The organism is Paraburkholderia sp. Cpub6, assembly GCF_014201065.1.
In the GTDB taxonomy this organism is placed as follows: domain Bacteria; phylum Pseudomonadota; class Gammaproteobacteria; order Burkholderiales; family Burkholderiaceae; genus Paraburkholderia; species Paraburkholderia tuberum.
Window position 1 is genome coordinate 76,586 of record NZ_JACHDM010000013.1, and the last position, 26,805, is coordinate 103,390.

General features: G+C 63.1%; 21 protein-coding genes and 3 pseudogenes. 8 read left to right on the plus strand and 16 right to left on the minus strand.

The genetic code is table 11. From position 1 onward, the window contains the following. Positions 1 to 49: 49 nt before the first annotated feature. The gene (locus HDG33_RS21610; protein ID WP_184033119.1) at positions 50 to 2,047 is read left to right on the plus strand and encodes a PhoX family phosphatase; all 1,998 of its coding nucleotides are present in this window, start codon (positions 50 to 52) and stop codon (positions 2,045 to 2,047) included. A gap of 215 nt (positions 2,048 to 2,262) precedes the next feature. On the opposite strand, the gene HDG33_RS21615 is transcribed toward HDG33_RS21610, so the two are convergent. The 4 genes and pseudogenes from HDG33_RS21615 to HDG33_RS21630 all read right to left on the minus strand — a co-directional run. Next, a complete protein-coding gene (locus HDG33_RS21615; RefSeq protein WP_184033121.1) occupies positions 2,263 to 2,559 on the minus strand; it encodes a hypothetical protein in 297 nt (98 codons plus the stop codon). A gap of 55 nt (positions 2,560 to 2,614) precedes the next feature. Next, positions 2,615 to 2,944, minus strand: a pseudogene (locus HDG33_RS21620) (tyrosine-type recombinase/integrase); the annotation flags it as partial. Between the two features lie 305 nt (positions 2,945 to 3,249). Further along, entirely contained in the window at positions 3,250 to 3,699 is a 450-nt protein-coding gene (locus tag HDG33_RS21625) for a hypothetical protein (RefSeq protein ID WP_184033130.1), read from the minus strand. 3 nt (positions 3,700 to 3,702) lie between these two features. Beyond that, positions 3,703 to 4,395: pseudogene (locus tag HDG33_RS21630) on the minus strand (GTP-binding protein); the annotation flags it as partial. 63 nt (positions 4,396 to 4,458) lie between these two features. Between HDG33_RS21630 and HDG33_RS21635 the strand changes: the two are divergent. Both HDG33_RS21635 and HDG33_RS21640 read left to right on the plus strand, forming a co-directional pair. Continuing rightward, entirely contained in the window at positions 4,459 to 5,160 is a 702-nt protein-coding gene (locus HDG33_RS21635) for an IS6 family transposase (RefSeq protein WP_184033132.1), read from the plus strand. 134 nt (positions 5,161 to 5,294) lie between these two features. Continuing rightward, the gene (locus HDG33_RS21640) at positions 5,295 to 8,075 is read left to right on the plus strand and encodes a LuxR C-terminal-related transcriptional regulator (RefSeq protein ID WP_184033134.1); all 2,781 of its coding nucleotides are present in this window, start codon (positions 5,295 to 5,297) and stop codon (positions 8,073 to 8,075) included. A 55-nt stretch (positions 8,076 to 8,130) separates the two neighbouring features. On the opposite strand, the pseudogene HDG33_RS21645 reads toward HDG33_RS21640, so the two are convergent. Together HDG33_RS21645 and HDG33_RS21650 are read right to left on the minus strand one after the other, a co-directional pair. Continuing rightward, positions 8,131 to 8,229 (minus strand): annotated as a pseudogene (locus HDG33_RS21645) (transposase); the annotation flags it as partial. A 51-nt stretch (positions 8,230 to 8,280) separates the two neighbouring features. Further along, positions 8,281 to 8,751 (minus strand): YbhB/YbcL family Raf kinase inhibitor-like protein, encoded by a 471-nt coding sequence (locus HDG33_RS21650; RefSeq protein WP_184033136.1) that lies wholly within the window; start codon positions 8,749 to 8,751, stop codon positions 8,281 to 8,283. 537 nt (positions 8,752 to 9,288) lie between these two features. Between HDG33_RS21650 and HDG33_RS21655 the strand changes: the two genes are divergently transcribed. After that, positions 9,289 to 9,483, plus strand: coding sequence for a hypothetical protein (locus HDG33_RS21655; protein WP_184033138.1), 195 nt, complete (start codon positions 9,289 to 9,291; stop codon positions 9,481 to 9,483). Between the two features lie 241 nt (positions 9,484 to 9,724). Here the strand turns inward: HDG33_RS21655 and HDG33_RS21660 are convergent, their stop codons facing one another. The 10 genes from HDG33_RS21660 to HDG33_RS21705 all read right to left on the minus strand — a co-directional run bounded on the left by HDG33_RS21660 (position 9,725) and on the right by HDG33_RS21705 (position 20,797). Beyond that, positions 9,725 to 10,462: a GntR family transcriptional regulator gene (locus HDG33_RS21660; protein ID WP_260330550.1), complete on the minus strand. Its 738-nt coding sequence runs from the start codon at positions 10,460 to 10,462 to the stop codon at positions 9,725 to 9,727. Positions 10,463 to 10,546: 84 nt separating this feature from the next. Beyond that, positions 10,547 to 10,945: an oxalurate catabolism protein HpxZ gene (hpxZ, locus tag HDG33_RS21665; RefSeq protein WP_090811898.1), complete on the minus strand. Its 399-nt coding sequence runs from the start codon at positions 10,943 to 10,945 to the stop codon at positions 10,547 to 10,549. Positions 10,946 to 10,950: 5 nt separating this feature from the next. Further along, positions 10,951 to 11,613 carry a cysteine hydrolase family protein gene (locus HDG33_RS21670; RefSeq protein ID WP_184033140.1) on the minus strand — a complete coding sequence of 221 codons (663 nt, stop codon included), beginning with the start codon at positions 11,611 to 11,613 and terminating at the stop codon, positions 10,951 to 10,953. A 43-nt stretch (positions 11,614 to 11,656) separates the two neighbouring features. After that, entirely contained in the window at positions 11,657 to 13,270 is a 1,614-nt protein-coding gene (locus HDG33_RS21675) for an ABC transporter ATP-binding protein (protein WP_184033142.1), read from the minus strand. A 2-nt stretch (positions 13,271 to 13,272) separates the two neighbouring features. Beyond that, complete coding sequence (locus HDG33_RS21680; protein WP_090811211.1) at positions 13,273 to 13,965, minus strand: cysteine hydrolase family protein; 693 nt, start codon at positions 13,963 to 13,965, stop codon at positions 13,273 to 13,275. A gap of 71 nt (positions 13,966 to 14,036) precedes the next feature. Further along, positions 14,037 to 14,963: an ABC transporter permease gene (locus HDG33_RS21685; protein WP_184033144.1), complete on the minus strand. Its 927-nt coding sequence runs from the start codon at positions 14,961 to 14,963 to the stop codon at positions 14,037 to 14,039. Then, a complete protein-coding gene (locus HDG33_RS21690; protein ID WP_184033146.1) occupies positions 14,956 to 16,110 on the minus strand; it encodes an ABC transporter permease in 1,155 nt (384 codons plus the stop codon). Before HDG33_RS21690 ends, HDG33_RS21685 begins: the two co-directional genes overlap by 8 nt. A gap of 30 nt (positions 16,111 to 16,140) precedes the next feature. Next, on the minus strand, positions 16,141 to 17,238 hold the full coding sequence (locus tag HDG33_RS21695; RefSeq protein ID WP_184033153.1) for a BMP family ABC transporter substrate-binding protein: 1,098 nt from the start codon (positions 17,236 to 17,238) through the stop codon (positions 16,141 to 16,143). 32 nt (positions 17,239 to 17,270) lie between these two features. Next, on the minus strand, positions 17,271 to 19,121 hold the full coding sequence (gene atzF / locus HDG33_RS21700; RefSeq protein ID WP_184033350.1) for an allophanate hydrolase: 1,851 nt from the start codon (positions 19,119 to 19,121) through the stop codon (positions 17,271 to 17,273). Between the two features lie 956 nt (positions 19,122 to 20,077). Continuing rightward, the gene (locus HDG33_RS21705; protein ID WP_184033155.1) at positions 20,078 to 20,797 is read right to left on the minus strand and encodes a TetR/AcrR family transcriptional regulator; all 720 of its coding nucleotides are present in this window, start codon (positions 20,795 to 20,797) and stop codon (positions 20,078 to 20,080) included. Positions 20,798 to 21,141: 344 nt separating this feature from the next. Between HDG33_RS21705 and HDG33_RS21710 the strand changes: the two genes are divergently transcribed. From HDG33_RS21710 to HDG33_RS21725, 4 genes are all read left to right on the plus strand, one after another. After that, entirely contained in the window at positions 21,142 to 22,407 is a 1,266-nt protein-coding gene (locus tag HDG33_RS21710) for a Zn-dependent hydrolase (protein ID WP_184033157.1), read from the plus strand. A 127-nt stretch (positions 22,408 to 22,534) separates the two neighbouring features. After that, positions 22,535 to 23,929 carry an NAD(P)-dependent oxidoreductase gene (locus tag HDG33_RS21715; RefSeq protein WP_184033159.1) on the plus strand — a complete coding sequence of 465 codons (1,395 nt, stop codon included), beginning with the start codon at positions 22,535 to 22,537 and terminating at the stop codon, positions 23,927 to 23,929. Positions 23,930 to 23,968: 39 nt separating this feature from the next. Next, positions 23,969 to 25,249, plus strand: a complete 1,281-nt coding sequence (gene preA / locus HDG33_RS21720; protein WP_184033161.1) for an NAD-dependent dihydropyrimidine dehydrogenase subunit PreA — start codon at positions 23,969 to 23,971, stop codon at positions 25,247 to 25,249. A 53-nt stretch (positions 25,250 to 25,302) separates the two neighbouring features. Continuing rightward, a complete protein-coding gene (locus HDG33_RS21725; protein WP_184033163.1) occupies positions 25,303 to 26,805 on the plus strand; it encodes an NCS1 family nucleobase:cation symporter-1 in 1,503 nt (500 codons plus the stop codon).

Sequence of the window (26,805 nt, forward strand, 5' to 3'; positions counted from 1 at the left end):
TGCCGGCTGTGCATTCACCCACGCTACCCGAACCCTGGATCACGACAACATGGCAGAGCCGTTCGACATTTCCCGCCGCAAGGCCCTGAAACTACTTGCCGGTGCGCCGATGCTGCCGCTAGGCGGCATCGCCACGGCGTCGATGCTGACCGCTTGCGGCGGCGATCTGGCGACTCCGTCGGCCAATTCCGCCACACCTACTACGCCTGTCACCCCGGTCGCGAACTTCACTTCGGCGTCTTTCACCAGCATGCCGGCGCCGTCGCTCGCCAATCCGTCGCTGATGGCAACCACCACGGTCGGCTCAGGCCTGACGGTTTCGTATTCCGACGGCTCCCAAAAGGCTTACAAACTCGCGTACCAGCCGTTCTTCATGACCGGCGATCTGGTCCCGGACGGCAACGGCGGCACCGTGCTGGCAGGCGGGTACTTCGACATCAACAACCAGCCGATCGACGACGATTCGGTGCCCGCGCAACGGCGCCAGTTCTTTTCGGACTCGCCGGACGGTACGTCGCTGCTGAAGATCGATGGCGCGAAGGTCGCCGGCGTAAAGGGCAACACGGTGTTCGCTGTGGTCCAGTTCGAATACACGACGCGCTCGCAGTCCGGCAGTGACATGTATGGCCGCCTCCCGTCGCCGATCGCGGTGCTGACGCTGGATCAGGATCCGGCCACCGGCAAGTTGACGCTCGTCAAGTATCACAACGTCGACACGTCGCCCGCGAATGGACTGTGGATCACCTGCGGCGCGAGCCTGTCGCCGTGGAACACGCATCTGTCGAGCGAGGAATACGAGCCGGATGCGTTCACGGCCAGCTCGAGCAATCTGGCGCAGTACAAGGCGTTCAACGATAACCTGTACGGCAACACGAACATTGCTTTCAACCCGTATCTCTATGGTCATCTGCCGGAAATCACGGTCAAGGCGGATGGCACCGGCTCGGTCAGAAAGCACTATTGCCTCGGGCGCATTTCGCACGAACTGGTGCAGGTGATGCCGGACAACCGCACGGTCCTGATGGGCGACGACGCGACCAACAGCGGCATCTTCATGTTCGTGGCGGACAACGAGAAGGACCTGTCGGCCGGCACGTTGTATGTGGCGAAAGTGGGCGCGGGCTTCTCGGTCGATCCGGCCGCGGCGGGCGCGGACCTGACGTGGATCAGGCTGGGTCACGCGACGAGCGCGGAAGTCGAGGCCATGGCGAAGTCGAATCGGCCGCAGGACGTCATCGACGTCAAGTGGACCGATCCTGCCGACGCTAACTACCGGAAGATCTTCGCCGGCGGCACCGCGCAGTGGGTCAGGATCATGCCGGGCAAGGAGAAGGTTGCGGCTTTCCTCGAAACCCATCGCTACGCTTACCTGGCGGGCGGCAGCATGGGCTTCACGAAGATGGAAGGGACGACGGTCAACATCAAGGACAAGATCGCGTACTCCGCTTTGGAGAACATCGTCGACTCGATGGTGAAGGGCAACGCGAAGGGCTGGAACGCGGAGAGCAACATTTCCGTCGACGCCGCGATCAACGCCGGCGGCGTGCTTCAGCACAAGCTCGCGGGCGGCCAGAAGGATAACCAGGGTGCCGCGATCAACAGCGAGTGGGTGCCGGTGCACACCAGCGCGCTGCTGGTCGGCAAGGACATCGCCGCCGACGCGCTCGGCAACAAGGCCGACCCGGAGTTGGTCGCCAACCCGGACAACCTGAAATTCTCGGAGAAGCTGCGCACGCTCTTTATCGGCGAGGACAGCGGCTACCACGTGAACAATTTCCTGTGGGCGTACAACGTCGACACGAAGCAGCTCACGCGTCTGCTGTCGACACCCGCCGGCGCCGAATCGACCGGTCTGCATGCGGTCGACGAACTCAACGGCTGGACCTACATCATGAGCAACTTCCAGCATGCCGGCGACTGGGGCAGCCAGCATACGCAGGCGCTCAGGGACACGCTCGATCCGCTTGTGCGCGCGAATTACAGGGATCGCTTCGGCGCGTCGGTCGGCTATCTGACAGCAGACCCGACATCGATCAAGCTGGTGTGACGGCAAGGCTCGCAGAGATCCTCGCAAGTCTCATTGTGGGGAAATTGATGGTGCTTTGATCCGATACGAAAAGCACGGTTCGCGAGCGGTTCATCGCCCCCTCTCTGGAGGGGGTTTTTTATTGGAGCCGGGAGGCAAAGTTGTGTGTTCGCAAGACACTCTTCGAACTGTGACATAGACCTGCATTCAGGCAACTGCGTGGTGATAGTCAGCGACTACGGGGCGGATTGCGGTCGGCTGGCTATACCGTCACCCCCTTCATGCTCCCGGCCTTTCAGCAGGGTAAGGCGCTCCGGAGAAAACAGGTGATGAAATCGCTGGAAGCGAAGAAGACGCGGCGGCCCGTACCGTGCAATACCGCGGGCGGCGATCTGCGGTGGGCGGTCGCGCAGCATCGGCGCGATGCACATGCGGAGCGCCCCGGGGCACGCGCGGCGCCGGTGGAAACCGGCATTCGTCGTCGCGGCGTTACCGGTTGCGTTGCTGTTCGCCTGCAGCTTTGTCCGCTTCATGCTCGAACTGGTTTTCCCGATCGCAGCGACACGCCACTGACCGGTCAGGCAAGGCCTACCATTCAATGAGGTGCTTTTCCTCCGTCTCCCGATGGCGCTCTTCGTCGGGCGTGTGCAGGTAGATGTTGGTGCTCGTCAGTGACGCGTGGCGCAGGTTGTCGCGCACGGTACGCAGATCGGCGCCGCCGTCGGCCATGTGCGAACCCGCGGTGTGGCGCAACCAGTGTGCGGAGGCCTGTTCGAGCAGGTCCGCCTCTGCCGCGAAGCCGTCGCCACGCAGGCGAAGCCGTTCGGCCGCGCCGGCAAAGATCGCCTTCACGATCGTGTGCAGCGCGGAGCGGGTAAGTGGCTTCATGGATTTGCCCAGCGGCAGCACGAGCGGTGTCATCAGCGACATGGCTGAACACGAGTGTGAGCATCCGCCGTCCGAATCTGATGAGCCACCGAAGGAGGAATGACGCGTTTTGCAGCTGACCCGCAAGGCAAGCCCCGATGTTTTCCGGCTATCGAACCCACCGCGCCGGTTAATTAAAGCACAGACGCGTTTGCTTCATCGGGGGTATGGCATCATCTAGACGGAAACAAAGGGCGTTGACTTCGGCGTGCGTAAGGAGGATCGCTTTAACATCTGGCCGGATTAACCGTTGCCCATTGGGGGCACGCCGCGAAGCCCACGTCATGCGTTCACTATCACGTGAGTTGAGGAGCACTGCTATGAGCACCTGCAACGAACCGCATCATGCCCATCATGACCATCAGCATGGTCCGAACTGCGGACACACTGCGATCAGGCATGGCGATCACACTGACTATCTGCACGATGGCCACCTGCACCATCCCCATGGCGATCACGTGGACGAACACCGGCTGGAGGTGAGCGCAAAAAATCCGGATCAATGTACTTCCAACTGCGGCGGTCATGAGTCGGGACATGTCCACGGGCCGGCATGCGGCCACGAAGCGGTACCGCATGGCGATCACGTCGACTACCTGGTCAACGGCCACCTGCACCATCCGCACGGCGATCATTGCGACGACCACGGCCCGGTTGAGCTCGCCTGAGTGCCCGGCGCCAGGCCAAGCGAAGTACCTCAATGCGATTGAGTATGCATGGTGCCAGGTTACTGCCTGGGTGGACACACCTTACTGCGTCCACTCAGGGAACGGGTCGGTAAATTTGTGCCACGCGACTTCATCACGGGCCAGTTCGTCCTCGCTTAGCAGGCAGGCATCAAAGGACGCGCGCAAGGCTGCCTCGTCCATTCCGGTGCCGATCAGGACCAGCTCCTGTTGACGATCCCCGAAACGCTCATGCCAGCGGCTTCGGATGATTGTCTGTGCTTCGGGCTCCTGCGGCCAGGCGTGCCTGGGCACGGCCGCCCACCAGGTCCCGGCGCGTCCGTGACGCGAGACCGCGCCGGCTTGCGACCATTCGCCGACCGCATGGTTGCGCGAGGCAAGCCAGAAGTACCCCTTCGAGCGCACGACGCCCGGCCACTCGCTCTGAATCCAGTCGAAGAAACGCTGCGGATGAAACGGACGGCGCGCGCGGTAGACGAAGCTGGTGATGCCATATTGTTCGCTTTCGGGAATGTGTTCGCCGCGCATCTCCTTGAGCCACCCAGGCGCTTGCGCAGCGGCTTCGAAGTCGAACAGGCCGGTATCGAGAACCTGCCCGATCGGCACCTGGCCAAAGCGGCTTTCGACGATCTTCGCGCGGGCGTTCAGCACCCGCAGCACGCCTTTGAGCAACTCCAACTCGCTTGCGCTCACAAGGTCCGTCTTGTTCAGCACGATCACGTCGCAGAACTCGATCTGCTCGGTCAGCAGATCGACCTGTTCTGTTGCAATAGCGGAGGCTGGTATGCTGCGGGACCTAACAGAATGATGTGAACGGCAATGAAGGCGCTGAGTCCGGCGGTAGTCGAAGTGCTGAAGCGGTTGCACTATCCGCTCGAGATAATGTTGGTGTGCGTACGTTGGTACGTGGCCTACCCGCTGAGCTTGCGCAATCTCGAGGAGATGATGGCCGAACGCGGGATCGCGGTCGATCATTCGACCGTGCATCGGTGGGCCATCAAGCTTCTGCCAGTGCTTGAAAAGGCGTTCCGCCGCTGCAAGCGCCCGGTCGGCAAGAGCTGGCGGATGGACGAAACCTATGTGAAGGTCCGGGGCACATGGAAGTATCTCTACCGCGCCGTCGACAAGGCCGGCAACACGGTTGATTTCCTGCTGCGAGCCAAGCGGGACAAGGAAGCGGCCCGACGGTACTTCGAGAAGGCCATCGATCAGAATGGCGCGCCCGAAACCGTAACCATCGACAAAAGCGGTGCCAATCTGGCCGGGCTGCATGCCGTGAACGCCGAGGGTGAGACGCCCATCAAGATCCGCCAGGCCAAGTATCTCAACAATATCGTGGAACAAGACCATCGGGCGATCAAGCGACGTACCCGACCCATGTTGGGATTCAAGGATTTCAGTTGTGCCCGCATCTTGTTGAGTGGCATTGAACTCATGCATATGATCGCCAAGGGGCAGATGAGAGACTCCGGCAAACTCAAGCCATCGGCCGCCCGCCAATTCTACTCGCTGGCGATGTAAGCAATCTTTATCACATCGCAATCGTCCGCCAAAATCGCCTTGCCGCGACAGAACGGTGTGCAATGGGTCGCAGCAATAGCGCTGGCAAAATTTCGCGCTATTATTTCTGGATTTGGGGCCAGTAGAGGACAAACATGGATGCGTCTTCAGACAGTACCGATCGCCCATGGAGCGTGTCGCTGATTCAGACCAAGATGCTCCCGCCCCGTCTTCCGTCTGGCTGCGTGCAACGATCCGTGTTGCTTAAGTGGTTGCGTAAGCAGCCGGTTCGCAGCATCACCGTCGTGACCGCCCCGGCGGGGTTCGGCAAGACGACATTGCTTGCTGGTTGGTGTGAAGCGCTGTCGCAGCGAAAGCATGTTGTTGCATGGCTCAGCCTCGACGCAGAAGACGATGATCCGCAGCAGTTCTGCGCTTACCTGGTGGCCGCATTCGCCAGGGCCTCGGCGGAAATTGCCTCGCAAGCGCAACAGATCCTTAATAACGATCCGCTGACTCCTATCAGAACGGTCATTTCATTACTCCTGAACGGGATCGCTGCATCCGGCAGGCGCGTTTTCCTCGTGCTGGATGATGCCGACCGTCTGACTGCGAAACCAGTTCTTGCGATTACTTCCCGTCTGCTTCGCTATGCCCCCGAGAACATGCATATCCTGCTCGGGGTGCGAGGTGAACCTGCCTTGATAGTTGGTCAGTTTCGAGCTCCAGAGGAACTAGTTCGTATTGATGTCGACGATCTGCGTTTTTCGATCGCCGATGCGCAGGCATTTTTTGACCGGACAGGCACCGTGCCGCTTGACCGGACCAGTGTTGAGTTGCTGAACGAGGCAACGGAGGGGTGGGTCGCTGGCTTGCAACTTGCTGCTCTTGCGCTACGCGATGTGGGCGATGCGGCCAAGGTCGCCGGTGCGCTGGTCGGAGTCAGCTCCGGAATCGATTCGTACCTGAACGATACCGTGCTCGCACATCTGCCGCTCCATATGCTGAAGTTTCTGCTGTACACGTCGATTCTTGAACGACTCGCCCCTGAGTTGTGCGATGCCATCATGGGCAAGGGAAGTGGAAGCGGGGGCGAGCTCGACTGGCTCGAGCGGCACAGCGTGTTCATCCGGCCGCTGGATGAAACACGGCACTGGTACCGCTATCATGCGCTCCTGTCCGACGCACTTCGTCGGCGCCTTCTTCGCCAGATGCCGCAACACGTCCCGTTGCTGCACCGTCGTGCGTCCCAATGGTTTGCAGGAGCACGTCTTTGGCCCGAGGCAGTCAGACATGCCTTGGCTGCAGGCGAACTCGAGCAGGCGGCACAGTGGGTTGAAAACTGTGCGACGGAGATGCTCGAACGCGGTGAGTTGAACACGTTGCTAGGATGGATTGGAAAACTGCCACCGGATGTCATCCAGAAACGGCTTCGTTTGCGCCTTACGAAAGCATGGGCGCTCGTGTTCTCGATTCAGCCGGACGCCGCCTCGAGGGAGGTTGCTGCTGTTACCAACGAATTCTTTCGGGGGCGTCGCAAGGATACCCGCATGGTAGAGGAAGCGGCATTGGCGGAGATCAACGCGGTCAGCGCACTGATCGCCACTATGGTAGAGGACAGCGAGCGGGCACTCGAACTGGGCCATGCTGCTCAAACCTCAGTGGCGCCTACGGCGCCTTGGGTGCAGCGCTGCGCGCAATACGCGCAGCTCTTCGGCTTGATGCACCGGGGCAGGTTCGACCAGATACGTGAAATACGCGACGCCGTCGGCGAGCGAGTTGAACAGGGCCAGGAGCCCGACTACTCGGATATGTTTCGACGCTCGTCGTTCGGTGTTGCTGCATTTGTGCATGGCGAGCTGTCTGAATCAAGGCGAATTTTTGAGGCGATGTTCCACCGCATCGAAAAAGCATGGGGCCACTCGTCATCCTGCGCGACCTGGGCGGCCAGTTGCCTTGCTGCGATCTACTATGAGTGCAACGAACTGCCTGAAGCGCGGAGGATGATCGCGGGCCGCACGACCGCTGCACTGGAAACCTCGCCGCTAACTGGTTTGATGCGCCATATACTGTCTGCAGCACGCTTGCTGTGGCGCGACGGGGAGATGGGTTCGGCGCTGGCTATTCTCGAAGACGGTCGACAGGCCGCCGTAACCCGACACTGGCTACGTCTGAAGTTGGCGCTGGATGCCGAAACGGTAAGATTGCTCCTTGTAGAAGGCAACGTTGCTCAAGCGAGGCAGATCGCCGACGAGCTGAGCAAGAGCGTGCCAATGATGTGCGAAGGGCGGACTGGGTGCGCGGTAGACACCTGGACAAGCTATTGTCTCCTGCAGGCTCGCGTACTGATCGCCGGGGATCGTGCAGATGAAGCCGTCACGCTTCTCACACCTTTGCTTGATACTCTGGCTGCTACGGGCAGGCGCTATTCGGAGGCTGTGGTTTCCTTGCTGTTCTCATGCGCGCTCGCGCAATGTGGAGCGTCCGAAAAGGCGCTTGGTGCGCTCGAACGAGCGCTACGGCTCGGAAGGCAGAGCGGCATGATTAACAGCTTCGTGGATGAGGGGCCACCCGTGCGCGCGTTGCTACAGCAATTTCGCTTGGCTTCAGCGAATGTTCCTACGGCAGAAACGGCGTATGTCGACAGGCTGCTTACAGCTTTTGATGCCTTCGGCAATTCACCGGCTGCGTCGCCCGCGCATGTTGAGGCCGTGCCGCTGTCACCGGATGTTCTTAGTGCGAGGGAGTTTGAGGTACTCGAGTGCGTTGCCCGCGGTCTTTCGAACAAGGAAATCGGCCGGTCGTTGAAACTGGCACCCGAGACGGTCAAGTGGCATTTGAAAAATATTTTCGAAAAGCTCGACGTAAATTCGCGAATTGACGCCGTACAGAGAGTTTTTGGACCTGGGGTAGGAGAGGGCCGCGCGGCCATATAGTGACGAGCCATAGGCAATAGCCCTCACCAGATCCGGCGCGGACATCCCCAGATCGCCTGGACTTTTTTCTCAGAATCACAAGCGCAGCCGCTTCCGCCAGCGCCTTCTCCTTGCGCTGCAATTCCTTCTCAAGCTGCTGGATGCGCTTCTTGTCATCGACGCGGAATCGACAATCCCGGACAAGTAGCGTCCAGGGGTCTGCGTGTTACTTCTTGAATGTGCCGAGCAGTTCGGTGTGCGCCACGACATGGCCTTGCATCGCCTTTTCCAACGCCGCCTTTGTGGGCTTGTGAAGATCGGGCAGCATGGTGTCGAGCGCGTAGAGCTTATGGAAATACCGATGACGGCCAGTGGGCGGGCATGGGCCGCCATACGTGGTGCGATGGAAGTCGTTGGTGCCTTCAAGTGTGCCTGCCGGAAGCGCGCCCGAAGTGACGCCCTCCTGAACACCAGGAGCCGTCGTCGGGATGTTGTAAAGCACCCAGTGGACCCATGTCATCCGTGGTGCGGCCGGGTCGGGCGCGTCGGGGTCGTCGACGATCAGCACGAGGCTTTTCGCGTTGGCGGGTACCCCGGACCACGAGAGCGGTGGGGAGACGTCCGCGCCCGTGCAGGTGTAGCGCCGAGGAATCTCGCTTCCTTCGTGGAAAGCTTGTGAGGTGAGGGTGAAGGCCATGGTGCGCTCCTCGGCGTCAGCCCGCGCCGCCAGCTAGTGCTTGCGATGCATCCAGCTCATATGATGTGTGTCGAGCCACTGACTCAGGCTCTCTCCCGGGTGATCGCGCCTGTAGCGCCTGGACAAGGCCGATGCAACGACAACGAGAACCACAAGGCCAACCCAAAAACTGATCATTGATTGAGTCATGGCAGCCTCCTTGGGGAATACGACCATCCCTAAATTGTAGTCATTGGCGGCCGAACTGGCTCAACTCGAGAAGGCGGCTTACAGCCCGAACGGCTACGTCGACGATTCTCCCGATCTTCAGCGTGCCGAAACCCGTTTTTGCGTGATCGCCACCGCATCTGTTGCAGTGCGGCACTCCCAATCGACCCAATATGCGGGACGACCCTGGATTGCCGCGCCGCTGCGCTCCCCCTACCATCAACTCCCCGCGCCATTGCAGCGAGTGCGCCATCGGCAGGCGACGTCAAAAGCGAGTGCCTCAGCCAACACAATCCATACAGCACCTACTCAAGCTATCAGGAGGCAAGCATGCTCAGCGCCCATGAATTTGCGACATTGATGCTGGTCAGGGATTCGGCTGACCATATTGCCGAGCGGGAAGAACTCGATACGCTGCTTGAACGTCAGCTCGTCACCATGGAGAGGCTTGCCGGCGGGGCAGTGCGACCTCGCGTGACGCAGGACGGCGATTCGCTCCTTCGTAACCTCGCGCGCATGCACTGAGAAGTCGAAACCTGCCGCGTGTCGGCTGGGACTCGAGCGGGCAGCTAGCCTCAACCGACGAACCGCGAAGTACCGACGAGCCCTCGGATCTTCGACTTCCTCGTAGTCGCCGGGGTGGAATGCCAAATTCTGCATGGAAAGTACGATTACCCCTTGAAGGGCGCCTCGAAGACATGAAGGCTGAAGGCTGTGTCCGGAAACCGCGCCAGATAGTTGCACCAAAGCCCCGGAAAGGCACTCTCTAGCTGACGAAGGGCAGCTTCTCGTCGCGCGCAGTCGCGAGCATCGACAGCGTGATCTTTCGCACCTCGAGCTTGCTTTGCGTAATGTGAGCGCGCAGCAGGATGGCAGCCTCGCCAAACTTGCCGCGATCGATGAGATGGAGCATCGCCGAATGCTCGTCGTACGTCGCGCTCGTGCGATGCGCCTTGAGAAAATCGAGCCGCCGCACGATGCGGATGCGCTCGGTCACTTCGTTGTGCACGCGCAGCATCTCATTGTTGCCGGCAGCACTCACGAGGCCGCGGTGAAAGCCCTCGTCGAGCACGAACATCGTGGCCGGACGGCTTTCGCGTTCCCGTTCGTCAACGCACCATACGGCTCGCAACGCATCCATCGCATCGTGTGGGGCGCCCGAGAGCCGCTCGAGCGCCGCCAGTTCGAGAACGATGCGCAGGTCATACAACTGGTCGAGTTGATTGAAGTCGATATCGCAGACTTTCCAGCCGCGCCGGAACCCCACCTCAAGATAGCCTTCGCGCGCGAGACGGAACAGCGCATCGCGCATCGGCGTGCGCGACACGCCGTGGTGTTGGGCAATGTCGTTTTCGGAAAAGCGGTCGCCGGGAAACAGTCGAAAACTGAAGATGTCCTGCTTGATGAGCTGATACACCTGCTCGGCAAGGGGGTTTGCGCTATAGGTCACCTTCGTGCCAGATGCTGCGGGGGCTTCGGCGGCGGCTTCGGTCAAGTCGTCCATGAGTCAGGTATCGATAACGTCGAGAGTGGTGCGGCGCGTCGGTGCAATGGTGGGCGACGGGGGCCAGTTCCCTATTATCCGCCCTTAAACGGGCTCGATGAGGCTCACGTGCGCCGCCACGATCGTCCAGCCGCCGAACATATCGTTCGCCTCATGCAGCCGCGCCCAGGTCTGCATCTGGCGGCCCGTCAAAGGCGTGGTGTCGCTCGTGAACTCAGTGCTCACCGTCGCGTAGTCGCCGCCAAACGTCGTCACCACGGTGCGGTGCAACCGCCGCGAGCGGGGCACCGGCACGCAGGTTTCCCGCCAGCGGAGGATCGCGTCGCCACCATGCTGGATTTCGGCGATGCCATAGCGCACCGTTTCGGGTGCGTCCCAGAACAGGGCGTTCATCGTCTCGACGTCGTTGTCGACGAGCGCTCGCTCGTAAGCCTCGAAAGCTGCCGCGACCTGCGCGACGATCTCGGGCCGGTTCACTTCCATCGTCATCAGTCTGCCCCCAGCAGGGCGTCGAGTGGAGCGGTCCAGCCGACGATGCCGCCCTGCGAATGAATCATTGCAATCGTCGCTTCGCGAAACGCCGGTATGTAGCTTGCCGTCGCGTCCTCGACCAGCAGACACTCGTAGCCCCGATCGTTGGCCTCGCGCATCGAAGTCTGCACGCAGACCTCGGTCGTCACGCCCGCGAACACGAGATGCGTGATGCCTCGTATCGACAGTTCCTCGCCGAGCTGCGTTGCGTAGAAAGCGCCTTTGCCGGGCTTGTCGATGACGAGTTCTCCATCGATCGGCGCGAGCGTGTCGACGATCGCGTTGCCGGGCTCGCCGCGCACGAGGATGCGGCCCATCGGTCCTGCGTCGCCAATGCGCGCATCTGGCATGCCGCGCATGCGTTTGGCCGGGGGGCAGTCGGAGAGGTCGGGTGTATGCGATTCGCGGGTGTGCACGACCTGCCATCCCGCCGAGCGCGCATGCGCGAGCAGCCGCGCGACGGTCGGCACGATGCCTGAAAGCAGCGATACGTCGTTGCCGAGCGCCTGGCCAAAGCCACCCGGCTCGATGAAGTCGCGCTGCATGTCGATCACGATGAGCGCCGTATGACGCGCGTCGAACGTGAACGGCGCGGGCTTTGCGCTGGCGATGGTTGTCATCGCGACATTTCTCCGTTTGCGTTGTGTATCGTTCGCGCGCCGCTCAGGCGCTTGCGTGCAGCTCGGCCGGCTCAGCCGTCTGCGGCCTGCCTTCGTCGCCATGGCCCGCCATGTGACGCCCAAGCACCACTCGATCCGCCTCGTTTGCTGCAGTCTCGTAGACGAGACGTCCCTCGGCCATCACCACGATCCGGTCGGCAAGCTCCAGCAGTTCGTCGAGATCTTCGCTGACGAGCAGCACGGCCGCACCGGCATCGCGCGCCGCGAGAATGCGGGCGTGGATGTCCGCGACGGAGGCAAAGTCGAGTCCGAACACAGGATTCGCGACGATCAGCACGTTCACTGCGTGCCCAAGCTCGCGAGCCAGCACGGCGCGCTGTACGTTGCCGCCCGACAGCGAGCCGATGGCGCGCTCGGGCAGCGCAGGCCGTACGTCGAATTCGGCGATCAGCCGCTCGGCGCGCGAGCGCATGGCGCGACGATCGAGCCACCATCCGCCGCGCCGCAGCGGCGCGCGGTCGAAATCCCGCAGCGCCATATTCTCGGCCACGCTCATGCCTGCCACGCAAGCATTGCGCAGCGGCTCCTCGGGAAGGGCGAACACGCGCATGCGTGTCATCTCTACGCGCGTCGCGGCATAGGGCAAACCTTCCACGGCCATCGCGCCCGACTGGGCCTTGCGCTGCCCGACGAGCGCTTCGATCAGTTCCTTCTGACCGTTGCCGGAGACGCCCGCAAGCCCGAGGATCTCGCCCGCGCGCACGCTCAGCGACACCTCGCGCACGGCAGCGTGCCCACGCTCGTCGACGACCGAAAGGCTCGATAGCGAGAGCCGCACCGGAGCGTCGGGCGAGTTCGGCCGGCGCGCAGGCCTGAACTCATCGGTGTCTTCAGCGGCGCCCTCACGCGTTTGCGCGCTTGCGTCGCTGCCCATCATCCAGGCGGCCAGCCGGTCGCGGTCGGTGTCGGCCACCGCGCAGGTGCCGACGAAGCGGCCCTTGCGCAATACCGTGACGTTGTCCGAATAGGCCATTACCTCGCGGAACTTGTGAGTGATCATCAGCACCGTGAGGTCGCCGCGCGAGGCAAGCGTGCGCATGAGTCCGAGCACTTCGTCGGCTTCCTGCGGGGTGAGCACGGAGGTGGGCTCGTCGAGAATCAGGAAGCGCTGCTCCAGATACAACTGCTTGAGAATTTCCAGCTTCTGCTTTTCTCCCGCCGCGAGTGACGAGACCGGCGCATCGAGTTCGAGGCGAAACGGCATGCGGCGCATGAAGGCGTCGAGCGCGTTGCGCTCGGCCGCCCAGTCGATCTTCCATGACAGGTTGCCGCGCGCAAGGAGCAGGTTCTCCTCGACGCTGAGCCCCGCCGCGAGTGTGAAATGCTGATAGACCATGCCGATGCCGAGCGCTTGCGCATCGCGCGGGGATGCGATGCGCACCTCGCTTCCATCGGCCACAATCGTGCCGTGATCGAGCGGGCCGTAGCCCACGAGCCCCTTCACGAGCGTGCTCTTGCCTGCTCCATTTTCGCCGAGCAGCGCGTGAACCGTCCCGGGCGCAACCCTGATCGAAACGTCATCGAGTGCGCGGAACGTCCCGAACGACTTGCTCGCGCCGATCACCTCGACGCCGAGCGCGCGTGTCGCGGTGATCATGGTCACTGCTCCAGGGCAGCGACGAGCGCCGCCGAACTGGACACCGTGCCGAACACGCCGCCCTGCATCAGGACCATGTTCAGCGCGGCGTCATGGTTGCCCTTATCGGTCGCGCCGCAGCAGTCCGCGAGCAACGTGCATTCGAAGCCGCGGTCGTTTGCTTCGCGCATCGTCGTGTGGACGCACACATCCGTCGTGATGCCCGTGAGCACGAGATTCGCAATGCCGCGCGTGCGTAGGATCAGTTCGAGGTCCGTCGCGCAGAATGAGCCTTTGCCAGGCTTGTCGATGATGATTTCGCCCGGTAGCGGGGCGAGTTCGTCGATGATTTCCCAGCCCGGCTCGCCGCGCACGAGTATCCGGCCGCACGGTCCCATGTCACCGATGCCGAGACCGTTCGTGCCCGCCTGGCGGCTGCGCCAGCGCTTGTTCGCCGGCAGATCGGACAGATCCGGCCGATGCCCTTCACGGGTGTGGATGATCGTGAAGCCGAGTTCGCGCATCGGCCCCAAAACGCGCTTGATCGGCTCGATCGGGGCGCGCGTGAGCGAGAGGTCGTAACCCATCTTGTCGACGTAGCCGCCGTAACCGCAGAAGTCGGTCTGCATGTCGATGATGACGAGCGCCGTGTTGTCGGGGCGCAGGTTCCCGTCGTAGGGCCAGGAATAGGGACGGGCTTCGATGGTACGGGTCATGTTGATTCTCCGGTCGCGCGCTACGCGAGCGCGGGCGATTCTGGATTTGGTCGGTCGGAAGCTGTCCGCGCTCAGCGCGTCAAGCTCAGCTCGCCGGGTGCGCCCGCCAGCGTGCGGTCCGGCCTGCAGTTGATGATCATGAGCGCGAGCGTCAGCACGTAAGGGGCGGCGTTGAAGAGGTAATAGCCGCTGGTCACGCCGATTGCCTGCAGGGCGGGGCCAAGCGCTCCGGCAGCGCCAAACAGCAGCGCAGCCCAAAGACAGCGCAGCGGCTGCCAGCGTGCGAAGATCACGAGGGCGACGGCCATCAGGCCTTGCCCGCTCGAAAGTCCCTCGTTCCAGCTGCCGGGATAGACGAGCGAGAGATAGGCACCGCCCACGCCCGCGAAGAAACCACCCACCGCCGTCGCGATGACACGTATCCGCGTAACGGGATAGCCCATTGCACGCGCGCTCTCGGCGTTCTCGCCGACGAGCCGCAGCGTCATGCCCCAGCGCATCGAGCGCAGTCCCCACTGCAAAGCGAGGGCAAGCACGACGCCAATCACGAAGAGCAGATTGATATGCAGCGCGTTGTGCACTTGCTGCGAGGCGGCCCACGCGCCGAGATCGATCGACGGGAGCATCGCTGCCTGCGGCTCGATGAACGGCTTGCCGAGATAGAACGCCAGGCCGGTGCCGAACAGCATGAGCGCGATGCCGAACGCGATATCGGAAACACGCGGCAGCGAGCAGACCAGCCCATGCAGGCAGCCGAGCACCAGACCGGCCGCCGCCGCCGCGAGCACGCCGATCCACGGCGAACCCGAGAGACACGAGCCCGCATAGCCGCACATGGCGCCGGAGACCAGGATGCCTTCGAGACCGAGATTCACGCGGCCGCCTTTCTCGGTGAGGCACTCGCCGAGGCTCACGAACAGATAGGGCGTACTCACGCGAATGGCCCCCGCAAAGAGCGAAATCAGCAGTACCGCAGCGGGCGAATGAAGGTCAGACATGGCGGGTACGCTCCAGTGAAGCAGACGAGGTGTCGAGCGCGGCGGCCTGAAGTTTCACGCGCCAGGCGGCAAGACGGGGAGCAAGTGCCTCCCAGGCCAACAGGTTCGCGAAAAGCAGGCCTTGCAGCACGAGCGTGGCGGCGTCGGGCAACTCGAGGTGACGTTGCAGCAGACTGCCGCTCGCCTCGATGCCGCCGACCATCAGCGCGCACGCGATCACGGCGAACGGATTCTGGCGTGCCGCGAACGCGACAAGGATGCCCGCATAGCCGTAGCCCGAGAGCAGCGACGCATTCGCGCTGCCTTGCACGGCCGCAACTTCGAACATTCCGGCAAGTCCCGCCGATGCGCCGCCTAGCGCGCAGGCGGTGAGCGCGAGCCCGCCCACGGGCAGGCCGACGAGGCGCGCCGTGTGCACGTTGCCACCCGTTACGCGCATGGCGAAGCCGAGCGTGCTTTGGCGCACGAGCACCCAGGCAGCGAGACACGCGAGCACGCCCCAGAAGAGGCCCCAGTGCACGTCGAGTCCCGGCAGCGAGCCGATGGTCATGGCGTCGGGGAGGGGCAGCGTCGACGGTTTGTTGAGACTGGCGGGATCGCGCAGCGGCCCTTCGACGAGAAACTTGAAAACGGCGATGGCGATATACGACATCAGCAGGCTGCTGATGGTCTCGTTGACACCACGCCATTGACGCATTGCGCCCACTGCGCTGATCCACAGGCCCCCCGCGAGCATGCCTGCAATCGCCATCAGCGGCGTCGCGACGATCCACGGCGTAGCCTGCGGCAGGCACTGCGGCACGACGGCGGCCGCGAGCCCGCCCAGCGCGAGCGCGCCTTCGCCGCCAATCACGATCAGGCCGACCTGGGCAGGCAGCGCGACGCACAGAGCCGTAAGCATGAGCGGTGCGGCGCGCAGCAAGGTGTTCTGCCATGCGAACGACGAGCCGAACGCACCTTCGCCAATGAGACCAAGGGCCTGGATGGCCGGCTGTCCCTGCACGAGCAGGAAGATGCCGAAGATCGCCAGAGTTGCCACGATTGCACATACTGTCGGCAACGCAGGCAACAGCGCAAGCAGCAGGCGCGCGAGACTTGCAGGCAGCCTTCGCGACGGCCCGTGAGCGGGAGAAAGGGATGCGGACATCAGGACTCCTGGCGAGGACGCTTACGGTCCTCAGATCTGGCCAACCACACCGGCAACCAGATAATTCATGCTTTCGAGCGCGATATCGGTCTGTGCGTAGCTCGTGCCGGCCGCAATGGCGCTGCCGCCCTTGTTGTCCTTCATCGGTCCCTTGAAGATGACGTAGTCGCCCGCGACCATCTTCGCCTTCACGGTGTCGGCTTGCGTGCGGGCATCGGGTGTCACCTTCGCGCCATACGGAGACATCTTCACGAAGCCTTCGCGCAGACCGCCGCGAAGAATGTTCGGCTGCGGCTTGCCCGTCTGCGCGTTTGTGACGAGCAGCTTGTAGGGCGTCGCCCAGTCCCATTCGGCGCCCGTCAGATAGCCCTTCGGCGCCAGCGCCGCCTGGCTTGCGTGGTAACCGCAGCTCATCGCGCCGCGTTTCTCGGCTGTCTCGATCACGACCTTGGGTCCGTCCACGTGACACGTGAGCACGTCGCAGCCCTGATCGACGAGGCTGTTGGCGGCCTCCGCCTCCTTCACCGGCATCGACCAGTCGCCCGTGAAAATCACGTGCGTGGCGATCGACGGATCCACCGACTGCGCGCCCAGCGTGAATGAGTTGATGTTGCGCAGCACCTGCGGAATAGGCTTGGCCGCGACGAAGCCCAGCTTCTTCGTCTTGCTCGCATGGCCTGCCACGACGCCGTTCAGATACTGGCATTCGTCGATATAGCCGAAGTAGCTGGAGATGTTGGCCGGATTGCCGCTCTTCCAGAGACCGCCGCAGTGGGCGAAGCGAACCTTCGGATATTTGGCTGCCATTTTCAGCACATGGGGATCGAAGTAGCCGAACGAGGTCGCGAAAATGAGCGTCGCACCGTCCTGCTCGATCATCGCCTCCATGGTCTTTTGGGCGGCGACGGTCTCGGGCACGTTTTCTTCCTCGACGACCTTCACGTTCGGCAGCTTCTTGATGACAGCCGCAGCTTGCGCTTGTGCCTGGTTGTAGCCGTAATCGCCGCGCGAACCGACGTAGATGACGCCGACCGTAAGCGGCTCGGCACCGAAAGCGAGGTCGAATGGGAGCGTGCTGCCGAGGGCGAGGGCGCCAGCGCCCTTGAGAAAATCGCGACGGTTTGTCATGGTTGGACTCCTCGTGAGTTCAATGCATATAGTCAGAATTGCCGATCGGATTGGGCTTGCGTTCCGGCCGCCGTCGCGAGCCATGCACGCCAGCCGCCGAATGCAGTGATGTCGTGTGCGCCGCTGCCTGGTGCGACCGCCGAGGGCTCGCTGATAAAGCCCTTGACGATGAGTCCATCGGCTGTCTGCACGCTGCCGATGCCGAGCGGCGCCGGCACGTGGGCAACGAATGCGCCGAAGCTGCGCAGCGGCACTTCCCAGAGCTCGATTTCGATGGGCTGGCCGGCCTCGTGCGGCGTACGCACCAGAGCGGGCCTGGCCGGCTTCGTACCGGCGAGCGCGTAAAGGCGGTAGTGCGAAGACGTGGTGGTGGTCTCGACGAAACGCGCACCAGCCTCGAGCAGTTGCCAGCAGAGGGGCTGCCCGCGCAGATGAGCGCCGACCACGGCGAGTGTCACCGTCGGCTCTTCGAAGGGCAGCGGTCGCGCGGCAATCCTGGCAGCGTCGTCGGGTGTAGCGTGCGCCATGAAGAGCGCCTGGATGCGTGCGCCGAGCACTGCCAGGCGCTGGTCCGCGCCCGCTGGGGCGATCAGCGTCACGCCGGCTGGCAGGCCGTCCGCGCGGCGAACGCCCGGCACCGCCAGAGCGCACAGATCGAGCAGATTCACGAAGTTGGTATAGACGCCAAGCTGGCTGTTCGCCCCGATCGGGTCCGCACGTACTTCGTCGAAGGTTGGATGCGTGGGCGTGGTCGGCACGATGAGGACGTCGATCGCCTCGAACAGCGTTTCCACTTCGCGGCGCAGTGCGGCGAGTGCATACTGTCCGTCGAACGCATCGACAGCGCTGTAGCCGTCCGCTTTGGCAATCACCTCGGCGACAACCGGATCGATGTCGGCGCGATTCGTCTCGAAGAAGGAACCGAGCGCGGCACGGCGCTCCGCTACCCACGGGCCGTCGTAAAGCAGCGCGGCAGTTCGCTGCATGGGTTCGAACGGCACGCTTGTTGGCGAAAGCGCAAGGCGCGAAGCGATCGTGTCGAGCGTGGCGGCAAAGGCCTGATGCGCCTGAGCGTCATCCTGGAAGGTCAACTGATCCGGCACGGCGAGGCGCAGTGGTGCATGGGGCAGTCCGAGTGCCGGCACTCGGCGCGCATAGCTGTCGTCTCCATCGTACTTCGCCATCTGCAGCAGGACCTCCCAGGCGTCGCCCACGTCATGCGCGAAGATCGACACGCAGTCCAGGCTCCGGCACGCCGGTACCACGCCGCGCTTGCTTACGATGCCAGGCGTTGGCTTGAGACCCACGAGGTCGTTGAAGCCTGCCGGAACACGCCCCGAGCCAGCGGTATCCGTGCCGAGTGAGAACGCAACCAGCCCAGCCGCAACAACGACTGCCGAGCCGGAGCTTGATCCGCCGGAGATGTGCGCATCGGATTCGAACTGTCGCACGCCGCCATACGGCGAGCGTGTGCCGACCAGGCCTGTGGCGAACTGGTCGAGATTCGTCTTGCCGACGAGGATGGCGCCGGCGTCGAGCAGACGATCGACGGCGAATGCCGAGGCCGCGGGCGTGTAGGCGAAGGCGTCGCAGGCTGCGGTGGTTGGCATGCCGGCGACGTCGATGTTGTCCTTCACCGCGAACGGTACGCCGAACAGCGGCATCCGCTCAAAGATCGCGGCGCCCAGGCGCGCGCGCGCTTCTTCGAGCGCGGCAGCCCGGCTGCCGAGATCGGCGGCACTCACGCGCGAGATCCAGACTTCGGGGCGACAGGAGGCTTCGATCCGGGCGATCACCGTGTCGACGATGTCGCGAGGCGTCGTGCTTTTGGTGGCGTAGGATTCGAGCAGCGCTCGAACCTTGAAGAAGGCGTCGGGAAGCATGAGTTCAATCTTGAATACAAGTTTGAGCTCATGCTCGCAGCAACTGTGCCAGGCAGGGGAGGCTGGCAGGAAGTCCTTGCCCGGCAACGATTTTTACATTGGCGTAGACGCTGGTACTTGTCTGCCCGTGATCCAGTGTGGGTCGCGATTGGTTTGGGTTGGTGCACGTGTCCCGCTCATCGTGCACCAGCCAGAGGGAAGGGCGCGAGCGGTGGTTCGCTCGGCTATCGCCCCATCGTTGGCACCCACCGGATCCTGACGCTCGCAGGACCGAGCGAGCGGTAGTTAAGGCACTCCTGGCCGAAGCGAGGAAGCCAGGCGTAGACCATTACCACCGGCTCGGAGAGGAACTGGACGAGCATGACGGCCCGCCGCCCCGCGAAGTTCACAAGTGGGTGTGTTTGGGCGGGCGATACGAAATCCATCTCGAAATAAGACCCGCATATGCCCAGCCCGTGCCACCATCTTCGTGCTCCGGGTTTGGGACACAAGGCAAGACCGCTGATCAACGGGCGTGACCAGCCGGTCACTTTCCAAAGCTGCACGATCGGGGCACAAAAAAGAAAACGCCCGTGTTATTCACACGGGCGTTTCCGTGGCCCCGCTACCGCGCCCCAATGAACGATTTCTCGTCCGCTTCTGCATCAGGGGCCGGCTTCCGCGCGGCTCTCTTTAAGTATAGGGCGCCTGGCGGGATATCCAAGTCGGCGAGACCAGCTTTTTGCACGGAACGCGAGCGGATGATTCGGACGTTTGAATACTCGCGCCGCCTCTGGACTCAACGCCGTCATTGAGCTTTCAGCCGTTCATGCCGTTCGGTACATGAAAGCGACAACCTTACTGCAAAGCCGGCTGGGTATTGCTGGTTGTTGTACATGTTAGCGCTTACATTAACGCGAAAAACAGCGACCGGAGCAACGAGAAAATGACGTCATCAGGGAAACTCCCTAAACGATTCATCGGACCGGCGATCGCGCTCCGCTCGCCCGCAGGATCATGCTCACCACTTCTTCCGTCGTAGCCTCGAAGCGCTTCGTCGAGAGCGCGCGTTTGCCCGAGAGCGCGCATATTTGAGCCTCGAAATCGGCGTAGTGCTGCGTGGTCGCCCAGATCATGAAGAGGAGCGTCCGAGGGTCGACGGGCGTGAGCAACCCTTTGGCTATCCATCGCTCGATCAGCTTCACGCGTGTGTCCATCCACGGCTTCACGCGTTCGAGCAGGATCTCTTGCATGTGCAGCGCCCCGCTGATTATTTCGTTGGCCCACACCTTCGATCCAAGTGGGCGTCGCCGTGACAGGGCCATCTTGGCGCGCACGTAGCCGCCAATCGCCTCGACCGGGTCGTCGCTTGCATCGAACAGGTTGGCGGCGGCGTTCCATTCCTCGAACACATCGTCGAGTACGCGCCAGTACAGCGCCAGCTTGGTCGGGAAGTAATAGTGCAGATTCGCCTTCGGTAAACCCGCGCGCTCGGCGATCAGCGCGGTGCTCGCGCCTTCGAAGCCGCGTTCGGCGAACACGGCTTCGGCACAGGCGAGTAGATGGGATTCATTCGACGCACGAATGGAGGCTTTGCGCCGAGGTGGCTTGTGCGATGTGTCGGCGGCTCGTTGCGCCTGCGCGGTGCCGCGCGTCGCGAGGGGCGTGGCTCGCGTGGTGGGTTCGTCGTCGCGCATGTTCGGTCCATTCGGAAGAGAAAAGGAGCGCGGCGGCCGCGCGCATGCGGGAATCATTGTAGCCACGATGCAAGTGCGCCGCGAATTCACCGACATCCGGAGAAACGCGCAGCACGGACGCCTGGTTTTTTCACGCATTGCAGCATCGATGGCACGCTTCTCGCTCGTAACTCCGCATTGAATTCGCGAAGTTTCTCGTCTAAAACCTGTCCAATCGGACAGGATTCGAAGGGCTGGGTTTCAGGGGCCGCGCAGTGGCATCGAGACGTGCACCGTTGTGATCCTTCGCGCCCCAACACGGTGGCATGCATGCACGTTTGACAAGCACGGACAGGAGAACACGCATGAACGCAGTAAGCGAAGCCGCGCTGACGACCGCGATCCACGTCAACGGTCAGCGATTGTGGGACAGCCTGATGGAGATGGCCAGGATTGGCGCTACGCCCAAAGGCGGCGTGTGCCGTCTGGCGCTGACCGACCTCGACAAGCAGGGCCGCGATCTCATTGTGCAATGGGCGAAAGAGGCGCGCTGCACGATCAGTGTCGATCAGATGGGCAATGTGTTTATGCGCCGCGCGGGGCGCAACAACGACCTGCCGCCCGTGATGACCGGCTCGCACGCGGACTCGCAGCCAACCGGTGGGCGCTTCGACGGTATCTATGGGGTGCTCGGCGGCCTCGAAGTGATTCGCTCGCTCAACGATTACGGCATCGAAACCGAGCGCCCTGTTGAAACGGTGATCTGGACCAACGAAGAAGGCTCGCGCTTTGCGCCGGCGATGGTCGCCTCGGGCGTATTTGCGGGTGTGTTTGCGCTCGAGTACGGACTGTCGCGCAAGGACGTCGACGGCAAGACCATCGGCGAGGAATTGCAGCGCATCGGCTACGCGGGCGCGTTGCCGTGCGGCAGCCGCAAGATTCACGCGGCGTTCGAACTGCACATCGAACAGGGGCCGATACTCGAGGCCGAAAACAGGACGATCGGCGTGGTCACCGACGCGCAAGGTCAGCGCTGGTACGAAGTCGTGCTCACGGGCCAGGAGGCGCACGCGGGGCCTACGCCCATGCCGCGCCGCCGCGACGCGCTGCTGGGCGCCTCGCGCGTCGTGCAACTCGTCAACGAAATCGGCCTGCGTCATGCGCCGCTCGCGTGCGCGACGGTCGGCATGATGCAGGTGCATCCGAATTCGCGCAACGTGATTCCGGGCCGCGTGTTCTTCACCATCGATTTTCGCCATCCGCAGGACGAGGTGCTGGCGCAGATGAACGCCGAGCTGCGCGAAGGCATCGCGAAGATCGCGGAACAGGGCAAGCTCGAAGCCGACGTCGAGCAGATTTTCTACTACGCGCCCGTGCCGTTCGACGAGGCGTGCGTGAAGTCCGTGCGCGCGGCGGCCGAGCGCTTCGGCTATTCGAATCGCGACATCGTTTCGGGCGCAGGTCACGACGCGTGCTATCTCGCGACGGTCGCGCCGACCTCGATGGTGTTCGTACCGTGCATCGACGGCATCAGCCACAACGAAGTCGAGGACGCGACGATCGAATGGATCGAAGCCGGCGCGAACGTGTTGCTGCACGCCATGCTCGAACGCGCGAACGAGCCCGGCTGACGCAAGTTCGATCGAACGCAAGCGGTCTCGGCGCCGCGCTGTCTTTGCAACGATTCCCCACGTACCGGCCGCGCACGTCACGCACACGGCCGGCGGACCCGTGTTTTGCCTCGCAAGGAGCATCCGGATGTCCCAGACCACCTCGAATGCCGCCAACGGCATCGCGCCAGGCCGTCTCAGTGCCGAGCAACTGGGCTGCAATTTCGCCGACGTCGCGCCGCCGCTTTCCGCGAATGCGGCCGTGATCGCCGCCGACCGCTGTCATTACTGTTACGACGCGCCTTGCGTGAACGCGTGCCCCACGGGCATCGACATTCCCGGTTTCATCCGCAAGATCGGCAACGGCAATCTCAAGGGCGCGGCGCGCGATATCCTCAGCGCGAACCCGCTGGGCGGCATGTGCGCACGCGTGTGCCCGACCGAGATTCTCTGCGAAGGCGCCTGCGTGAGAAATCATCAGGATGGCGAGCCCGTTCAGATCGGCGCGCTGCAACGTCATGCCACCGACTTCCAGATGGCCCGCGAAGCCGCCGGTGCCCCTGCGATCTTCAAGCGCGCCGGCGAGACAGGCCGTCATGTTGCCGTGGTCGGCGCGGGTCCCGCGGGTCTCGCCTGCGCGCACACGCTCGCGCTTGCCGGGCATCGCGTGAGCGTCTTCGACGCGCGCGAACAGCCGGGCGGCCTGAACGAGTACGGCATAGCCGCGTACAAGACTGTCGACGGCTACGCGCAGCGCGAAGTGCAGTGGCTTCTTTCCGTTGGCGGGATAGAACTGCGCCAGGGCCAGCGACTGGGGCATGACGTGACGCTTGCGGAGTTACGCGCGGCGTATGACGCGGTGTTCATCGGCGTGGGCCTTGGCGGCACGCATACGCTTTCCATCGAAGGCGAACTGCTCGACGGCGTGCTCGATGCCGTGGATTTCATCGCGCGCGTGCGCGAGGCCGACGATCTGGCCAGCGTGCCCGTCGGTCGCAAGGTGGTGGTGCTCGGAGGCGGCAATACGGCAATCGACGCCGCCGTGCAAAGCCGCAAGCTGGGCGCGGAGCAAGTGACGCTCGCCTATCGTCGCGGCGCGGCGCAGATGAGCGCCACCTGGGCCGAACTGGAATTCGCGCGTAGCCAGGGTGTGACGTTGGCCGAGTGGATGAAGCCGCTGCGAATCGTCGGCGACGCGCAGGTGCGGGCCGTGGAATTCGAGCGCACCGGGCTCGATATGAGCGGCGCATTGCGTGGCAGTGGGGAGATCGTGCGCGTGGAGGCCGATATGGTGCTGAAGGCGATCGGCCAAACGCTGTTACCCGAAGCCCTCGACGGGTTGCAACTCACCGAGGAAGGCGGGCGCGTCGCGGTGGATGCGAACGGCGCCACGTCCCTTGCGGGCGTTTTCGCAGGCGGCGACTGTGCCGGCCACGGCGCCACCGATCTGACCGTCCAGGCCGTGCAGGACGGCAAGCTTGCCGCGCATGCGATCGACCGCTTCCTTGCGAGTCAGTCCGCCAGGGCCGCCCGAGCCGAGTGATAGCTACCCCGAATCCAGATAAAACGAAGGAGTTGCATCATGGCCGACTTGCGCTGCACGATTGCCGGCATTCAATCGCCCAACCCGTTCTGGCTCGCTTCCGCGCCGCCCACCGACAAGGCCTACAACGTCAATCGCGCCTTCGAGGCGGGTTGGGGCGGCGTGGTCTGGAAGACGCTCGGGCTCGACCCGCACGTGGTGAACGTAAGCTCGCGCTATGGCGCCACCACCTGGCGCGGCCAGCGCATGGCGGGTCTGAACAACATCGAGCTCATCACCGACCGGCCGCTCGACGTGAACCTGAAGGAAATCGCGCAGGTGAAGCGGGACTGGCCCGACCGGGCGCTCATCGTCTCGCTGATGGTGCCTTGCAACGAGCACGACTGGAAGTGGATTCTGCCTCAGGTGGAAGACACTGGCGCGGATGCCGTGGAGCTGAACTTCGGCTGTCCGCACGGCATGAGCGAGCGCGGCATGGGCGCGGCGGTGGGTCAGGTGCCCGAGTACATCGAAATGGTCACCCGCTGGGTGAAGGAAGGCACGCGCCTGCCTTGCCTCGTGAAACTCACGCCGAACGTCACCGACATTCGTCACGGCGCGCGCGCGGCGATGAAGGGTGGTGCGGACGGCGTCTCGCTGATCAACACCATCAATTCGATCGTCGGTGTCGATCTCGACGTCATGGCGCCGCTGCCCACCGTGGACGGCAAGGGCACGCATGGCGGCTATTGCGGTCCTGCCGCGAAGCCCATTGCACTGCACATGGTCGCGGAGATTGCGCGCGACCCGCAAACGCAAGGCTTGCCCATCTCTGGCATCGGGGGCATTTCCGACTGGCGCGATGCCGCGGAATTCATCGTGCTGGGAGCGGGCAGCGTGCAAGTATGCACCGCGGCGATGCACTACGGTTTCCGGATCGTCAGCGACATGATCGACGGCCTTTCCAACTGGATGGACGACAAAGGGTACGCCAGCCTAGACGCGATTCGCGGCCGCGCCGTGCCGAACGTCACCGACTGGCAATACCTGAACCTCAACTACGACATCAAGGCGCGTATCGATCAGGACCGCTGCATCCAGTGCGGGCTCTGCCATATCGCCTGCGAAGACACCTCGCATCAGGCGATCACCGCCACGCGCGACGGCAAGCGCCACTTCGAGGTGGTCGATGCGAACTGCGTCGGGTGCAATCTGTGCATGCATGTTTGCCCGGTCGATCAATGCATCACGATGGAGCGTGTCGATTCGGGCGAGCGCTACGAGAACTGGACCACGCACCCGAACAACCCGGCGCGTGTCGCCGACCCGAAAGCCGCCTGACATTTCGAAGCCGGATCGAGCCGGACCCACGACAAGCACGGAGAACCCACGTCATGAGCCAGCCCTTTGCAGTCGACGCCAATGCGCGCCGCGCCGAAAGCGAGCTATACAACGATGACCTCGCGCCCACCGGCGTTGCGCAGCGCACATGGCGCTGGTATCACTTCGCGGCACTATGGGTAGGCATGGTGATGAACATCGCCTCCTACATGCTCGCCGCCGGCCTCACCGAGCAGGGCATGGCGCCATGGCAGGCCGTGCTAACCGTGCTGCTCGGCAATCTGATCGTGCTCATGCCGATGCTGCTGATCGGACATGCGGGTACGAAGTACGGCATTCCTTATGCGGTGCTCGTGCGAGCGTCGTTCGGCACCCAGGGCGCCAAGCTGCCAGCCATGCTGCGCGCCGTCGTGGCGTGCGGCTGGTACGGCATTCAATCATGGCTTGGCGGCAGCGCCATCTATACGCTCGTCAATATCCTCACGCACAACGCGCTGGTGGGCGACGCACTGCCGTGGCTCGGCATTTCGATCGGACAGGCTAGCTGCTTCCTCGTCTTCTGGGTGTTCCAGCTGTACTTCATTCTGCACGGCACCGATTCGATCCGCTGGCTCGAAAGCTGGTCCGCGCCCATCAAGGTGGTGATGTGCGCAGTGCTCGTGTGGTGGGCATGTTCGAAGGCAGGCGGCGTGGGCTCGATGCTGTCGCAACCGTCACAGTTCGCCGCCGGCGGCAAGAAGGCGGGCCTCTTTTGGGCGACGTTCTGGCCGAGCCTCACGGCCATGGTGGGCTTCTGGGCCACGCTCGCGCTCAACATTCCCGACTTCACGCGTTTCGCAAAAACGCAAAAAGACCAGTTCGTGGGCCAGGCCATCGGCCTGCCCATTCCGATGGCGTTGCTCTCGGTGGTCTCCGTGGTCGTGACCTCGGCAACGGTTGTGATTTACGGAAGGGCGATCTGGGACCCGATCGACCTCACGAGTCGCATGGAGGGCGTCGGTGTGGGCATCGCGCTCATCATCCTCACACTGGACACGATGTGCTGCAATCTCGCCGCGAATCTCGTTGGGCCAGCTTACGACTTCTCGAGCCTCTGGCCCAAGGGCATCTCGTACAAGACGGGCGGTCTCATCACCGCGGGTATCGCCATCGTGATGATGCCGTGGAAGATCCTTGCCACCACGCAGGGCTACATCTTCACGTGGCTCGTCGGTTATTCGGCGCTGCTTGGGCCTGTGGCCGGCATCCTGATGGTCGACTACTTTCTCGTTCGCAGCACACGCCTCGACACGGCCCAGCTGTTCGAGGAAAACGGCGAATACGCCTACTCGAACGGCTGGAATCCGGCTGCCGTGATCGCGCTGATCGCAGGCGTGCTGCCGAACCTGCCGGGCTTTCTCAATGTCGCGTTCCCGAATGCGTTTGCCACCGTGCCCGATGCGTTCAAAAGCATTTACACCTATGCGTGGTTCGTGGGGCTCGCCATTGCGGCGCTCGTCTATGGCGTGATGATGAAGCTCGGCAAGAGCCGGCGCCCACGTGTTGCGAGCGCGTGA